18 protein-coding genes are annotated in these 14078 nt (G+C 67.3%); 16 read left to right on the forward strand and 2 right to left on the reverse strand.

From position 1 onward, the window contains the following. Positions 1-5 precede the first annotated feature (5 nt). Both AC3WT6_RS03410 and ubiM read left to right on the forward strand, forming a co-directional pair. Positions 6-1124: a fatty acid desaturase gene (locus AC3WT6_RS03410; protein WP_492652154.1), complete on the forward strand. Its 1119-nt coding sequence runs from the start codon at positions 6-8 to the stop codon at positions 1122-1124. Continuing rightward, positions 1121-2371: a 5-demethoxyubiquinol-8 5-hydroxylase UbiM gene (gene ubiM, locus AC3WT6_RS03415; RefSeq protein WP_492652155.1), complete on the forward strand. Its 1251-nt coding sequence runs from the start codon at positions 1121-1123 to the stop codon at positions 2369-2371. Before AC3WT6_RS03410 ends, ubiM begins: the two co-directional genes overlap by 4 nt. An 18-nt stretch (positions 2372-2389) precedes the next feature. On the opposite strand, the gene trxC is transcribed toward ubiM, so the two are convergent. Then, the gene (gene trxC / locus AC3WT6_RS03420) at positions 2390-2830 is read right to left on the reverse strand and encodes a thioredoxin TrxC (protein ID WP_492652156.1); all 441 of its coding nucleotides are present in this window, start codon (positions 2828-2830) and stop codon (positions 2390-2392) included. A gap of 151 nt (positions 2831-2981) precedes the next feature. Here trxC and ccoN point away from each other — a divergent pair, with 151 nt between their 5' ends. From ccoN to AC3WT6_RS03480, 12 genes are all read left to right on the forward strand, one after another. Then, on the forward strand, positions 2982-4430 hold the full coding sequence (gene ccoN / locus AC3WT6_RS03425; RefSeq protein WP_492652157.1) for a cytochrome-c oxidase, cbb3-type subunit I: 1449 nt from the start codon (positions 2982-2984) through the stop codon (positions 4428-4430). A 3-nt stretch (positions 4431-4433) separates the two neighbouring features. Then, a complete protein-coding gene (gene ccoO / locus AC3WT6_RS03430) occupies positions 4434-5153 on the forward strand; it encodes a cytochrome-c oxidase, cbb3-type subunit II (RefSeq protein ID WP_492652158.1) in 720 nt (239 codons plus the stop codon). An 18-nt stretch (positions 5154-5171) separates the two neighbouring features. Then, positions 5172-5348 (forward strand): cbb3-type cytochrome oxidase subunit 3, encoded by a 177-nt coding sequence (locus tag AC3WT6_RS03435; protein ID WP_492652159.1) that lies wholly within the window; start codon positions 5172-5174, stop codon positions 5346-5348. 1 nt (position 5349) lies between these two features. Then, positions 5350-5511 (forward strand): hypothetical protein, encoded by a 162-nt coding sequence (locus AC3WT6_RS03440; protein ID WP_492652160.1) that lies wholly within the window; start codon positions 5350-5352, stop codon positions 5509-5511. Next, positions 5508-6389, forward strand: a complete 882-nt coding sequence (gene ccoP, locus AC3WT6_RS03445) for a cytochrome-c oxidase, cbb3-type subunit III (protein ID WP_492652161.1) — start codon at positions 5508-5510, stop codon at positions 6387-6389. Before AC3WT6_RS03440 ends, ccoP begins: the two co-directional genes overlap by 4 nt. 12 nt (positions 6390-6401) lie before the next feature. Then, positions 6402-6731: a hypothetical protein gene (locus tag AC3WT6_RS03450; protein WP_492652162.1), complete on the forward strand. Its 330-nt coding sequence runs from the start codon at positions 6402-6404 to the stop codon at positions 6729-6731. Then, entirely contained in the window at positions 6715-8145 is a 1431-nt protein-coding gene (ccoG, locus tag AC3WT6_RS03455; RefSeq protein WP_492652163.1) for a cytochrome c oxidase accessory protein CcoG, read from the forward strand. Before AC3WT6_RS03450 ends, ccoG begins: the two co-directional genes overlap by 17 nt. Continuing rightward, positions 8138-8323, forward strand: a complete 186-nt coding sequence (locus AC3WT6_RS03460) for a hypothetical protein (protein ID WP_492652164.1) — start codon at positions 8138-8140, stop codon at positions 8321-8323. The genes ccoG and AC3WT6_RS03460 overlap by 8 nt, the downstream gene beginning before the upstream one ends. Then, the gene (locus AC3WT6_RS03465; RefSeq protein ID WP_492652165.1) at positions 8323-10602 is read left to right on the forward strand and encodes a heavy metal translocating P-type ATPase; all 2280 of its coding nucleotides are present in this window, start codon (positions 8323-8325) and stop codon (positions 10600-10602) included. The genes AC3WT6_RS03460 and AC3WT6_RS03465 overlap by 1 nt, the downstream gene beginning before the upstream one ends. Beyond that, on the forward strand, positions 10581-10721 hold the full coding sequence (locus tag AC3WT6_RS03470; protein WP_492652166.1) for a cbb3-type cytochrome oxidase assembly protein: 141 nt from the start codon (positions 10581-10583) through the stop codon (positions 10719-10721). Before AC3WT6_RS03465 ends, AC3WT6_RS03470 begins: the two co-directional genes overlap by 22 nt. A gap of 178 nt (positions 10722-10899) precedes the next feature. Then, complete coding sequence (locus tag AC3WT6_RS03475; protein ID WP_492652167.1) at positions 10900-11298, forward strand: TraR/DksA family transcriptional regulator; 399 nt, start codon at positions 10900-10902, stop codon at positions 11296-11298. Positions 11299-11307: 9 nt separating this feature from the next. Continuing rightward, positions 11308-11988, forward strand: coding sequence for a sulfite exporter TauE/SafE family protein (locus tag AC3WT6_RS03480; protein WP_492652168.1), 681 nt, complete (start codon positions 11308-11310; stop codon positions 11986-11988). A gap of 41 nt (positions 11989-12029) precedes the next feature. Here the strand turns inward: AC3WT6_RS03480 and AC3WT6_RS03485 are convergent, their stop codons facing one another. Continuing rightward, complete coding sequence (locus AC3WT6_RS03485; protein WP_492652169.1) at positions 12030-13019, reverse strand: integron integrase; 990 nt, start codon at positions 13017-13019, stop codon at positions 12030-12032. Positions 13020-13137: 118 nt separating this feature from the next. Between AC3WT6_RS03485 and AC3WT6_RS03490 the strand changes: the two genes are divergently transcribed. Further along, entirely contained in the window at positions 13138-13449 is a 312-nt protein-coding gene (locus AC3WT6_RS03490; RefSeq protein WP_492652170.1) for a hypothetical protein, read from the forward strand. Between the two features lie 333 nt (positions 13450-13782). Further along, positions 13783-14046 carry a hypothetical protein gene (locus AC3WT6_RS03495; RefSeq protein ID WP_492652171.1) on the forward strand — a complete coding sequence of 88 codons (264 nt, stop codon included), beginning with the start codon at positions 13783-13785 and terminating at the stop codon, positions 14044-14046. The last annotated feature ends 32 nt before the right edge of the window (positions 14047-14078 follow it).

The following is a 14078-nucleotide window of genomic DNA, read 5'->3' on the forward strand; positions in this document are numbered from 1 at the left end:
TTTCCATGTCCATTGCCCAGTTGGCGCCGTCCGCGCCGTTCACGATTCCGCACCGCAAGGTGCTACGCAGCTGGTTGCTGCCGGTGTCGGCGCGCAGCACCCCGCGTGCGCTGGCCCTGGTGCTGCTGGACTACAGCCTGTTCGCGGCCGCGCTGGCCGCCACCATCTGGCTGCAGCCCTTGCTGCTCAAGCTCCTGTTCGGAGTGATCGCCGGTCTGGTGATTGGCCGGCTGTTCATCCTCGGCCACGATGCCTGCCACCAGAGTTTCACCCCGCGCCGCGGGCTCAACCGGGCGCTGGGGCGGCTGGTATTCCTGCCCTCGCTGACGCCGTACAGCCTTTGGGATGTCGGCCACAACGTCGTCCACCACGGCTACACCAATCTGCGTGGCTTCGACATGGTCTGGGAGCCGCTCACGCCCGAGCAGTACCGCGCGCTGCCACACTGGCGCCAGGCGCTGGAGCGCGTCTACCGCAGCGGCTGGGGGCCGGGCCTCTATTACATGGTCGAAATCTGGTGGCGGCGCATGTACTTCCCCAGCCGCCGCGAAATGCCCAGCCGGCGCGCGGTATTCGTCTGGGACGGTCTGTTGGTGAGCGCCTTTGCGCTGCTGTGGATGGGCGCCCTGGTATGGGCGGCGCGCGCCAGCGGGCAGTCGGCCGGTCTGCTGCTGGCCACCGGCTTCGCGCTGCCCTGGCTGGTCTGGAACGCGCTGATCGGCTTCGTGATCTACGTGCACCACACCCATCCCGAGATCGCCTGGCATGCCGACAAGGCCGAGTGGTCGGCGGCGCAGCCCTTCGTCACCACCACCGTGCATCTGCGGCTGCGGCCCTGGCGCGGCGTGGATCTGGGCTGGCTGCTGCACCACATCTTCGAGCACACCGCGCACCATGTGGACATGAGCGTGCCGCTGTACCGGCTCAAGGCCGCGCAGCGCATCCTGGAAGAGCGCCTGCCCGGCAGCATCGTGATCCAGGACTTTTCCTGGCACTGGTACTTCGAGACCGCGCGACTGTGCAAGCTCTATGACTACCAGCGCCGCTGCTGGACCGATTTCGACGGCACGCGCACCGCCCTGCCGGGCCAGCTGCAACGCCAGGCCGCGGTCAGCCAGCCATGAGCGCTGCCGGGCCCGCAGTGGCCAGCGCCGTCGCCGATGACGCCGAGGTACTGATCATCGGTGCCGGCCCGGCCGGCCTGAGCCTGGCCTGCGCGCTGGCGCGGCAGGGCTTGCGGGTAAAGCTGCTGGAGCGCCAGCCGCGCGCGGCGCTGGCCTCGGCGGCGCCGGATGGCCGCGAGATTGCGCTCACCCATCGTGCGGTGACGATCCTGGAGTCGCTGGGAATCTGGGCAGAAATCCCGGCCGCGGAGGTGTCCACTATCCGCGAGGCGCGGGTGCTCAATGGCGAATCGCCGCGCGCGCTGCGGTTCGACAGCAGCGCCTCCGGCCTCGGCGGCCTGGGCTATCTGGTGCCCAACCACCTGATCCGCCGCGCCGCCTACGTGGTGACCGACCGCCAGGCCAACATCGAGATACTCGACGGCGTGCAGGTGCAGAAGCTCGATGTCGGCATCGACGCCGCGCGGGTGCAGCTGGCCGACGGCCGCCGCCTGCGGGCGCGGCTCCTGGTCGCGGCCGACAGCCGGCTTTCCGACAGCCGTCGGCAGATGGGCATCGGTGCCGATCTGCAGGACTTCGGTCGCGAGGTGATCGTCTGCCACCTCGGCCACAGCCGGCCGCACCAGGGCATCGCCTACGAATGCTTCGGTCATGGCCGCACGCTGGCGATGCTGCCGCTCACCGGCAATCGGGTATCGGCGGTGCTCACCGCGCCCAGCAACGAGGCCGAGCGCCTGCGCCAGCTATCGGACGCGGACTATGCGCGCCTGCTGACCGAGCAGTTCGGCGGTCGCCTGGGCGAGATGCAGCTGGTGGGCGAGCGCCACAGCTATCCGCTGGTGGCGGTCTACGCCCAGCAGTTCGTCGCCCGCCGCTTTGCCCTGGTCGGCGATGCCGCCGTGGGCATGCATCCGGTCACCGCGCATGGCTTCAACCTCGGCCTGTACGGCATCGAGTCGCTGAGCCGGGCGCTGGCGGCGGCGTGCCGCGAGGGCCGCGACCTGGGCACGCTGGCGGTGCTGGAGCGCTACCAGTCCGAACACCGCCGCGCCACTGCGCCGCTCTACTACGGCACCAATCTGCTGGTCGGCCTCTACACCGACGAACGCGCCCCGGCGCGCTTCGCCCGCCAGGCGCTGCTGGGCGTGGCCAATCGCCTGCCACCGCTGAAGAGCGCCATCACCCGGCAGCTGACCGGCCGTGGCCGCGAGCTGCCCTGGGCTCCGGAACGCCGGCAGACGACGTAGCCGGTCCCGGCCGGCGGCTCAGCGCGCCGCCTGCCGCACCCAGGCCAGCAGCTGCGGCAGCGGCATCGCGCCCGCCTGCCGGGCGACTTCGCGGCCACCACGGAATACCGCCAGGGTGGGGATGCTGCGGATGTTGTACTGCGCCGCCAGACCCTGCTCGACCTCGGTGTTGACCTTGGCCAGGCGCAGGCCGGGTTCGAGCTGGGCGGCGGCGGCCTCGTAGGCCGGGGCCATCGCCTTGCAGGGACCGCACCAGGGCGCCCAGAAGTCCACCACCACCGGCAGGTCGTTGCGCTCGATGTGGCGGGCAAAGCTCTGCTGGCTCAGCTCCACCGGGTGGCCGGTGAACAGCGGCTTATGGCACTGCCCGCAGGCCGGCCGCTCGGCCAGGCGCGTGCTGGGCAGGCGGTTGACTGCCTGGCAATGCGGGCAGACGACATGGGTGCTGGAACTGTTCATGGCGGTGATCTTCGCGGTGACGAGGTTTGCGGCGATTGTTCGGGTGGATATATCGGGGCGCAATTGACTCAAGTCAATGTCACCTTGCCGCCGCATTACAACAATGCCGCGACGTACCGAGTAGGCCCGCATTTTTTCGGAGAAGAAACCGATGAGTTCCCCAACGACAGCGTCGGTCGTGAATTACCACGACAGTGTGATTCGCCAGTTCAGCATCATGACCGTAATCTGGGGGATCGTCGGCATGACCGTCGGCGTCCTCCTGGCCGCGCAATTGATATGGCCGGCCCTCAATTTCGACACCCCCTGGCTCACCTATAGCCGTTTGCGGCCACTGCATACCAATGCGGTGATCTTCGCGTTTGGCGGCTGTGCCCTGTTTGCCACCAGCTACTGGGTGGTGCAGCGCACCTGCCGCACCGGCTTGTTCCTGCCCAAGTTGGCTGCCTTCACCTTCTGGGGCTGGCAGCTGGTCATCCTCGCCGCCGCCATCACCCTGCCGTTGGGCATGACCCAGGGCAAGGAGTACGCCGAGCTGGAATGGCCCATTGATCTGCTGATCGCCGTGGTCTGGGTCGCCTACGCGGTGGTGTTCTTCGGCACCATCGCCAAGCGCACGGTCAGCCACATCTATGTCGCCAACTGGTTCTTCGGTGCCTTCATCATCGCGGTAGCGGTGCTGCACATCGTCAACAGCGCGGCGATCCCGATGTCGGCCACCAAGTCCTACAGCGCCTACTCGGGCGCAGTGGATGCGATGGTGCAGTGGTGGTACGGCCACAACGCGGTGGGCTTTTTCCTCACCGCCGGCTTCCTGGGAATGATGTACTACTTCGTGCCCAAGCAGACCGGCCGGCCGATCTTCTCCTACCGGCTTTCCATCGTGCACTTCTGGGCGCTGATCAGCGTCTACATGTGGGCCGGCCCGCACCATCTGCACTACACCGCGCTGCCGGACTGGGTGCAGAGCCTCGGCATGGTGTTTTCGCTGATCCTGCTGGCGCCGTCCTGGGGCGGCATGATCAACGGCATCATGACCCTCTCGGGTGCCTGGCATAAGCTGCGCGACGATCCGATCCTGAAGTTCCTGATCGTGTCCTTAAGCTTCTACGGCATGTCGACCTTCGAAGGTCCGATGATGTCGATCAAGACTGTCAACGCGCTCAGCCACTACACCGACTGGACCATCGGCCACGTTCACTCCGGCGCTCTGGGCTGGGTGGCGATGATCTCGATCGGCTCGATCTACATGCTGATCCCGCGCCTGTTCGGCAAGCCGCAGATGTACTCGGTGCCGGCGATCAACCTGCACTTCTGGCTGTCCACCATCGGCACCGTGCTCTACATCACCGCCATGTGGATCGCCGGTGTCATGCAGGGCCTGATGTGGCGCGCGGTGTCGGACGACGGCACGCTCACCTACAGCTTCATCGAGGCGCTGAAAGCCACCAAGCCGTTCTACGGCCTGCGTCTGGCCGGTGGCCTGATCTTCCTGTCCGGCATGTTCGTGATGGCCTGGAACGTCTGGAAGACGGTGCAGCCCGAGCCCGGCCTGCGGCGCGACAGCAATCCTTCCACTAGCTCCCTCCAGGAGGCCTAAGTCATGAGCGGCCCACTGCACGACAAGATTGAACGCAACATCGGCCTGATGGGCATCCTGATCGCGGTCGCGATCAGCTTTGGTGGCCTGGTCGAGATCCTGCCGCTGATGCATCAGAGCAGCACCACCCAACCGACGCCGGGCATGAAAGTGCGCACGCCGCTGGAAGTCGCCGGCCGCGACATCTACCTCCGCGAGGGCTGCTACAACTGCCATTCGCAGATGGTGCGCTCGCTGCACGAGGAGGTGATGCGTTACGGCCCCGCCTCCACCGCCGGCGAGTCGGTGTGGGATCACCCCTTCCAGTGGGGCTCCAAGCGTACCGGCCCCGACCTCGCCCGCGTCGGCGGCCGCTTCAGCGACGACTGGCATGCCATCCACCTGCGCAATCCGCGCGACGTGGTGCCGGAATCCAACATGCCCGGCTATCCCTGGCTGGCGGCAACGCCGCTCAAGGCCGACGACGTGGTCGCCGAGATGCGCGCGCTGTCGCGGGTCGGCGTGCCGTTCACCGAGCAGGAGATCGCCGCGGCCCCGGCCGCGGTGGAGGGCCACAGCCAGATGGATGCGCTGATCGCCTTCCTGCAGTCCCTCAGGGCGCCCAAGCCGGAAGCCCCGGTCGCCGCTCCGGCTCCGGCTCCGGAAGCCGCCGCCCCGGCCGATGCGGCCGCCACCAGCGAACCCGCACCGGCCACTACCGATGCGGCCGCGCCGGCCCAGTAACTCTTAGGAGAGAAACCCATGATTAGCGGCATCGTCACCGCCCTACTGCTGGCGTCCTTCGTCGGCATCACCGTCTGGGCCTACTCCGCGCGTAACCGTACGCGCTTCGAGGACGCCTCCCGTCTGCCCCTGAGCGACGACCCCGCATCGGCAGCCTGCCAGCACGGCGGCTGCGGTTGCTCCAAGGAGAACTGAAATGGACATGGTTCTGACCTACTGGCACTGGTTCATCGGTGCCCTGCTGTTGTCCCTGGCCTTTGGCGTGAGCTGGCTCGCGCTGAGTGGCCATCCGCACCGGCCGCCGCTGGCCGGCCGCCGCCTGGCGGTGGTTCGCAAGCAGGGAGGGCGCCGGTCATGAATGCCTCCTGGCACTGGTTCATCGCCGCCATCGCCGTCGGCTCCATCATCGGCTGCCTCTGGCTCTTGTTCAGCAATGCCCGCGGCACACCAGGCGAAAGCACCACCGGTCACGTCTGGGACGACGATTTACGCGAGTACAACAATCCGCTGCCGCGCTGGTGGCTGAACATGTTCATCCTCACCATCGTGTTCGGCGTCGGTTACCTGGTCTACTACCCGGGCCTGGGCAACTTCGCCGGCAGCAGCGGCTGGACCCAGGAAAAGCAGCTCGCCGAGCGTCTGGCCGTGGTCAAGGCCAAGCGTCAGGCGGTGTACGCCACCTTGGGTGAACGCGATATTGCCAGCCTGTCGAAAGACAGCGCGGTGCTGTCCTTGGGTCGCGAGGTGTTTCTCGGCAACTGCGCCGGTTGCCACGGCGCCGATGCCCGCGGCGCGCTCGGCTTCCCCAACCTGACGGACAAGGACTGGATCTACGGCGGCACGCCGGAGGCCATCCTCACCACCATCACCAATGGCCGCCAGGGGCAGATGCCGTTCTTCAACGCCACGCTCGACCCCAAGGTCACCGACGATCTGGTCGACACGGTGAAGCACTGGTCCGATCCCAACTTCAACGCCCAGCGGCGTGAGAACGCGATGAAGACCTTCAGCATCACCTGCGCGGCCTGCCATGGGCCGGACGGCAAGGGCAATCCCTTCATCGGTGCGCCCAACCTCACCGACAACATCTGGTTGCACGGGGGTAGTCGCGAGAAGATTCGGGAGACCATCCTGTTCGGGCGCAAGAGCAATATGCCCGCGCACAAGGATATCCTCAGCCCCGACGACATCCGCGTAGTCTCCGGCTACGTCTACAGCCTCTCGCAGACCCCTTGAGCCCAGCCGCCCATGAGCGACGATCCCACCAGCGAAGACGTCCCGGCCGAGACCCTGCTGCGGCATTCCGCAGCCAAGGGTCTGGGTTCCCGGCCGGGAGTCCGGCTGGTGGCGATCACCCTCTGGGCGAGTTTTCTCGGAGCCATCCCCATGCTGTTGACCTGGCTGCTGCTGCTGCCAGAGGAGTACGCGGCCCAGCTCGGCGTCGCCGAGCTGTCGTTCGGCTTCTTCATGTGCTGGCTGGCGGCGGCCGCACCGGCCGCCATCGCGGCCTTGCTCACCCATGCCGGCTCGCCGGCGGTGCCGCTGCCCCCGGAGGCACCGAATGACCGCGTCCACTAAGCCGCCGGCAACCGAAAAGCCGGCGCTGCTCTACGAATCCTCGGCAAAGATCCAGTCGCGCCGCGCCCAGGGCCGCTATGCCCGGCTGCGGGTGCTGGCGATGCTCTTGCTGCTCGGCTTCTATTACATCGCGCCCTGGATCCAGATCGGCGACACGCCCCTGGTCTGGCTGGACCTGCCGCACCGGCGCTTCCACGTCTTCACGCTGACGCTGGCACCGCAGGACCTCATCTTTCTCACCTGGCTGCTGCTGATCGCGGCGCTGACGCTGTTCTTCTTCACCACCCTGGGCGGGCGGCTGTGGTGCGGTTACGCCTGCCCGCAGACGGTGTGGACCGAAGCCTTCATCTGGATGGAGCACCTGGCCGAGGGCGACCGCTACGCGCGCATCAAGCTCGACCGCGCGCCCTGGGGCCCCGAAAAGATTCTGCGCCGGGGCGCCAAGCACCTGCTCTGGGCCAGCTTCGCCTTGTTCACCGGCCTCACTTTCGTTGCCTACTTCGTGCCGGCGCGCGAGCTGTTCCCCGAGTTCTTCAGCTTGCAGCTGGCCGGCTGGCCGCTGTTCTGGACCCTGTTCTACGGCTTTGCCACCTGGGGCAATGCCGGCGTGATGCGCGAGCAGGTGTGCAAGTACATGTGCCCCTACGCCCGCTTCCAGAGCGCGATGTTCGACAAGGACACCCTGGTCATCTCCTACGACCAGAAGCGTGGCGAGCCGCGCAAGACCGCTGCCAAGCTGGCTGGCGTGCCGGCCGGCGACTGCATCGACTGCTCGATGTGCGTGCAGGTCTGCCCCACCGGCATCGACATCCGCAAGGGCCTGCAGTACGAGTGCATCGCCTGCGCCGCCTGCGTGGATGCCTGCAACAGCGTGATGGACTCGGTGCACAAGCCGCATGGCCTGATCCGCTATACCAGCGCGCATGAGGAGGCGGGTCAGAAGTTCCGCCTGCTGCGGCCCAGGGTGATCGGCTATGGCCTGATCTGGGCCGGGCTCTGCGTCGGCTTCGTGGTGGCGATCCTGCTGCGCACGCCGGTGCAGTTCGACGTGATCCGCGACCGCCACTCGCTGTACCGCGAGCTGGACGATGGCGCGGTGGAGAACCTCTACACCCTGAAAGTCAGCAACGAGACCGCCGCGCCGCACCGCTTCAAGCTGGAAGTGCGCTCCGCCGACGGCCGCCAGTTTGTCGCCACGCCGGATAGCCTGCTGGTCGGCCGTGGCGAGGCGCAGGCGCTGACCGTGAGCGTGCGCAGCCTGGCGCCCGATGACGAAGAAGACGAGCATGGCGACGAGCACCGCAAGCGCCTGCACGGCATCCACAGCCTGAGCTTCACCCTGGTGGCCGAGGACGATCCCGCGCTCAAGCGCGAGCGCACCGCCAGCTTCATTGCCGGAGAAGGTCATGACTGAACCGTCCCGTAACGCCGCGCCGCCGCGCCAGAAACCGCGCCTGCCGCTGGTGGAGCTGCTGCTGATCTTCGGCCTGCCGGCGGCGGTGCTGGTGGCCGGCGTGCTGACCATCCTCACCGCCTCGCAGCAGGGCTTCACGCCCATCGCCGAGACCAGCGTCGCGCCCAAGGGGCATTGATGAGCCAGGGCTGGCAGACCTACGACCGGCCGGAGCTGCTGGAGGCGGTCAGCAACCCGCTCTCCGGTGGCCGTCGCGAGGTGCTGCTGGCGGTGGATGGCGTGCACTGCGGCGCCTGCGTGCGCGGTGTCGAGCGCGCCCTCGCCGGCGTCGCCAGCGATGTGCGGGTGAATCTCGCCAGCCGCACCGTCGAGTTCGTGTTCGCCCCGCAGACCGCGCCGCTGTCGGAGGCCATTGAGCGCCTGGACCGCGCCGGCTACCAGCCGCAGGTGCTGGCGCAGGACCAGGCCGTGCAGGCCGGCCAGCGCGAGCGCCGCGCGGCGCTGGCGCGGGTGGGCATCGCGGTGATCTGCGCCATGCAGGTGATGATGCTGGCCTGGCCGGAATACTTCGACGTGATCGACCCCGGCGTCTCCCAGCTGCTGCGCTGGACGCAGTGGCTGCTGGCGACCCCGGCGGTGTTCTACAGCGGCTGGCCCTTTCTGGCCGCCGCCTGGCGCTCGCTGCGCGACCGCAGCCTGGGCATGGACGTGCCGGTGGCCGCGTCCATCCTCATCGCCTACTTCGCCAGCGCCTGGCGGGTGATGGCCGGCGAGGGCGCGCTCTACTTCGACGCCGCCACCATGTTCGTGATGCTGCTCGGCACCGGCCGCTATCTCGAAGGCCGCAGCCGCGCCCTGGCCGGCGAGCGTCTGCGCCTGCTCGCTGGCCGCCGCGCGCTCACCGCCGTGCGCCTCGAAGACGGTGTGCCGCAGAGCGTGCCGCTGATCGCCCTGCAACCGGGCGACGTGGTGCGCGTCGCCCCCGGCGAGGCGCTGCCCGCCGACGGCCAGCTGCTCGACGCCGCCGCCGATCTCGACGAAGCCCTGCTCAGCGGCGAGTCGCATCCGGTGCGCCATCTGCGCGACGAGCGCCTGCTCGCCGGCAGCCTCAATGTCGGCGCCCGCGCGATCGACCTCAAGGTGAGCAGCGCCGGCAGCGCCACGCGGCTGGCGGCGATCACCCGCCTGCTGCAGGAGGCGCAGCGCGACAAGCCGCCGGCGCAGCTGCTGGCCGACCGCATCGCCGGCCGCTTCGTGCTGGCGGTGCTGCTGTTGGCCCTGGCCGCCACCGCCTGGTGGTGGCCGCGCGACCCCGAGCAGGCGCTCAATGTGTTGCTGGCGGTGCTGGTGGTGAGCTGCCCCTGCGCGCTGTCGCTGGCGATGCCGGCGGTGTACGCCGCCGCCAGCAGCCGCTTGGCCGCCGCCGGCGTGCTGCTGGCGCATCCTTCCGCACTGGCGCGGCTGCCACACTTGAGTCACGCGCTGTTCGACAAGACCGGCACCCTCACCAATGCCAGCCTGCGCCTGGAGGCGGTGCGCACCTTGGCCGAGCTTGGCGACGCCGAGGTGCTGGCGATTGCCGCCGCGCTGGAGCAGCAGCTGAAGCACCCGATAGCCCGCGCCCTGGTGGCGGCCGGCGGCCGGGTGGCGCCCGCCACCGAGGTGGAGCTGGACCCGCAAGGCGGCGTGCTCGGCAAGGTGGCCGGCCAGCACTACTGGCTCGGCGCGCCCGAGCGCCTGGGCCTGGATCGCGAGCGCCTGCCTCTGCTCGGCAACGAGGCGAATACCTGGGTGGTGCTGGCGCGCGAAGGCGAGGCGCTGGCCTTGTTCGGCCTGGCCGCGCAGCCGCGGCCGGAAGCCGCCGCCGCCCTCGCCGCGCTGCGGCAGGAGGGCGTGAGCCTGCAACTGGCCAGCGGCGACAGCGAGGCGGCGGTACGCCAGCTCGCACAGGAGTTGGGCATAGACCAGGCGCAATGGCGGCAGACGCCGGAGCAGAAGCTCGCCAGCCTGCGCGCGCTGCAACAGCAAGGCGCGGTGGTGATGGCGGTGGGCGATGGCATCAACGACGCGCCGCTGCTGGCCGCCGCCGACATCGGTGTGGCCATGCCCGGCGGTGCCGCCCTGGCGCAGGCGCGCGCCGACGTGATCCTCACCGGCGACAGCTTGGCCGGCCTGCTGCTGCTGCGGCAGGTCGCAAGCCAGGCGGCGCGGCGGGTGCGCGAGAACCTGGGCTGGGCCTTGGGCTACAACCTGGTGATGCTGCCGCTGGCGTTCTCTGGCGCGCTCACGCCCTGGCTGGCGGCGCTGGGCATGTCGATTTCCTCCCTGCTGGTGGTGGCCAACGCCCTGCGCATCGCGCCGCCTAAGCCAAACAAGCTCCCTGGGCGCTCCCCGCCCACCAACCAGGCGGCCGTCCCCGCGACCGGTATCGCATCATGCAAATCCTCTACCTGCTGATCCCGCTCGGCGTCGGTGTGGTCGCCTTCGCCGGCGCACTCTTGGTCTGGGCGCTCTACAGCGGCCAGTACGACTCGCTGGACCAGGTCGGCAGCCGCATGCCCGACGACGAGCCTTAACCCCAACTGCCTGACCCCTTCCCCCGCAGGCGGGGGAGTCAGAGCACGGCTCTGACGGATGGGGGCGGTCCCCCACCGTGGGGGCCGGCCATTGTCTCCGCCCCAGATTGATCTGCGTCAACGCAGCCTTGCGCCAGCTCGCCGAGCATCCTCCCAAGCCCAAATGAAGGAGATCGCGATGACCACCAGCCCGGCGACGGCAGCCAAGACCAACCAGGCGGCCGCCAAGCACCTGCCCAAGGCGCGCGAAGTGTTGCGCGGCAGGCGCGCGGAGCTGGCCGAGCGTCTGGTGCGCATCCAGCGCGACCGCCAGCGCCAGGAGCAGCCGCTGTCCGCCGACTTCAGCGAGCAGGCCACCGAGCGCGAAAACGACGAGGTGCTCGACCGCCTGGCGGAGAGCACCAGCGCCGAGCTTCGGCAGGTGAGCCACGCGCTCGAGCATCTGGAGGCCGGCCTCTATGGCATTTGCGAGGTCTGTGGCGCCGAGATTGCCGCGCTGCGTCTGGCCGCGCTGCCCGAGGCCACCACCTGTCAGGACTGCGCCAGCGACCGCAAACCCGGTCGTGGCCGGGCCTGAGACCCGGCGATGATGCCGCTGCCGGTGCATGAGCTGAGCATCCCGGCGATGCTGCTGGCGGGCTTGGCCATGAGCCCGCATTGCGCCCTAATGTGCGGCCCGGTGCAGACCCTGCAACTGCGGGGCGCCCCGGCCGGCTTGAGCCCGCTGGCCTGGCTGCATCTGGGGCGCGTACTCGGCTATGCGCTGATGGGTGCCGCCGCCGGCTTTGTCGGCGCGCAGTTGATGCTCTGGCTGCCGGCGCGCGAATTCAGCGGCTGGCTACAAGCCCTGGCCGGCGCCGTGCTGGTGCTGATCGGGGTTTCCTACTTGCGCCGGCCGGTGGTGGACTGCCACGGCCATCATCTGCTGCGCGGCCTCTCGGGCGCCGCACCCAGTCCGCTGCGCCTGCTGGCGCGCGGCCTGGTGTGGTCGCTGATGCCCTGCGCGCTGCTTTACGGCCTGTTGTTTCTCGCCACCGCCGGCGGTGGCGCCCTGAGTGGCGCCCTGCTGATGGCCGCTTTCGGCGTTGGCACCGTGCCGTTGCTCGCCGGTGGCGGCCAGGCCCTGCAAGGTCTGCTGCAAGCGCCGACGCTGCGGCGCCTCACCGCCGTGCTGCTGGTCAGCCTGGGTGCCGCCTCGCTCGGCGCCGTGCTGGCGCCAGAACACTTCGCACCCTGGTGCCTGCCGGCGCAGGCGATGGAGCCCTAGAAGACGAGAAGTTGTTGGCCCGAGCCCCGACGACCCTGCCGCTACACACGGTCCAGCGGACTGATCACGCCGCGCCCGCCGCGATTCAGCACATGGGTGTAGATCATGGTGGTGCTGATGTCGCTATGCCCGAGCAGCTCCTGCACTGTGCGGATGTCGTAGCCCGACTCCAGCAGATGGGTAGCAAACGAATGACGGAGTACGTGCGGCGAAACCGGCCGGGTGATGCCGGCCTTCTGGGCAGCGCGACGAACCAGTTTCTGAATCACCGACTCATCGAGATGATGGCGGCGAATCTCGCCGCTCTCTGGATCGGCCGATAAGCCGGCCGCCACGAAGACGTACTGCCAAATCCATTCCCGGGCCGCATTCGGATACTTGCGAGCCAGCGCGCCCGGCAGGTAAACGCTGCCCACCCCAGACAGGACGTCCCGGTCGAACAACTGCCTGCGTTCATCCAGATGCTGTCGCAGCGGCAGCAGCAGCGATTGAGGCAGGACCGTGACACGATCCTTGCCGCCCTTGCCATGCCGCACTGTAAGTTGCTTGCGCTCCAGATCGAAGTCCTGCACGCGAAGGCGCAAACCCTCCATCAAGCGCAGACCCGTCCCGTACAGAAGGCGAACTAACAGCGCCGAGGGCCGATCATCGCCCAGGTTCTGCAGCAGGCATTGCACCTCCGACATGCCCAGCACGACCGGCAGGCGCTCTGGCTTCTTGGCTCGGGTCACGCCGTCGAGCCAGGGTAGATCGACTCCGAGAATCTCCCGGTACAAAAACAGCACTGCGGCCAAAGCCAGGTTCTGGGTTGCCGCAGCGACCTTTGATTCGACCGCCAGCGCGGTCAGAAAGGCCTCGACTTCCGGCGCGCCCATGTCACGTGGATGCCGCTTGCCGTGAAAAAGAATGAAGCGTTTAATCCAGTGCAAATAAGACTGTTCGGTGCGGAGGCTGTAGTGCTTGGCCCGCATGCGGAGCCGAACCTGATCCAACAACTTGGGAGCCTTGGCCGTGTCCACCCTCTGTTCCATGTTTCATCCCTCCCCAACTGCGAATCTTCTGTGGATTCAGCATGTTGAAATTTCCCATTCCAGATTATACGGACGCGCCGCCAGATTAGACGGCGATCCGTGTTCCATCTAATTGGCGTTGGGCATCAAAGCGCAAATGAAAGCTGAGCTAGTTCATGTGCTCAAGGGTCTACTCGCAATCGCTCTAGCGTTTGTGTGCCTTTACCTCCTCGGCATGTGGTATCACTCCGCCGTCTTCAAGGGCGCTTGGTCTGCTCTCGTTTACCACCAACAAATGGGTTATCTGCTTATCTTCGGCGGCTGGCTCACTGTCATCATTTTTCTGGCTGAGTGCGGCTTTAAGTTTAGGAAACATCGGCACTTAAAGGCCGCTAACACTGCCCAACTAGGCATTCAAGCGGACGCGGCTTCGCCGCGCCGCTTAACTTGAGCGTTGGATTTTTTAGGCGGCAGCAGTCAGCAATTCTTGGTGCAAAGCTGAAGATGTTGCTCCATTTTTTGAGCTGTATGAATGACCGCAATGTGTGCTAATTGCAAAGCGTCAGCAGGTGCCGCCGCTTAACAAGTTAAACGGACAACGCCTGCTGACGCTTTGCAAGGAGCGATCATTGAGGGGCTGAGTTTTTGCCGAATTGGGGACAAGGGAGCGAGAACGGAAAGTGCATCGCGGACAAAAATCCAACCAGTCGTTCAAGCCGACGTCGCCGCGTTGCGGCGATGCCCTCGCTGCGCTCGGCGCGGCTTAACTCCATGCGTTAGCCCTATGGAAAAGACGCGCTGGCTAGTCGCTCCAGAACATGATCTAGCAGTGCGGCAGCGCCTTATGGCTGCCTTGGGGCGCTGTGGCTTCGAGGTCAAAAATGCCAGCTATGGCATCGCTGGCTCGCAAGAGGTCTCGCAGTGGTCAGCTACTAGTTCGGCAGGCAGCCTTGAGGTCGAAGCAGAAACCTATATGGGGCTTACTGTTGAAGGGCCGAGTCATTTAGTTGAGCTTGCCAAAGTCGAGTTTCAAAGTACGCATGGCTAACTATTCATTCAAGCGGACGGGCTACGCCCGCC

This window comes from Stagnimonas sp. FW305-C-60, from assembly GCF_058782965.1.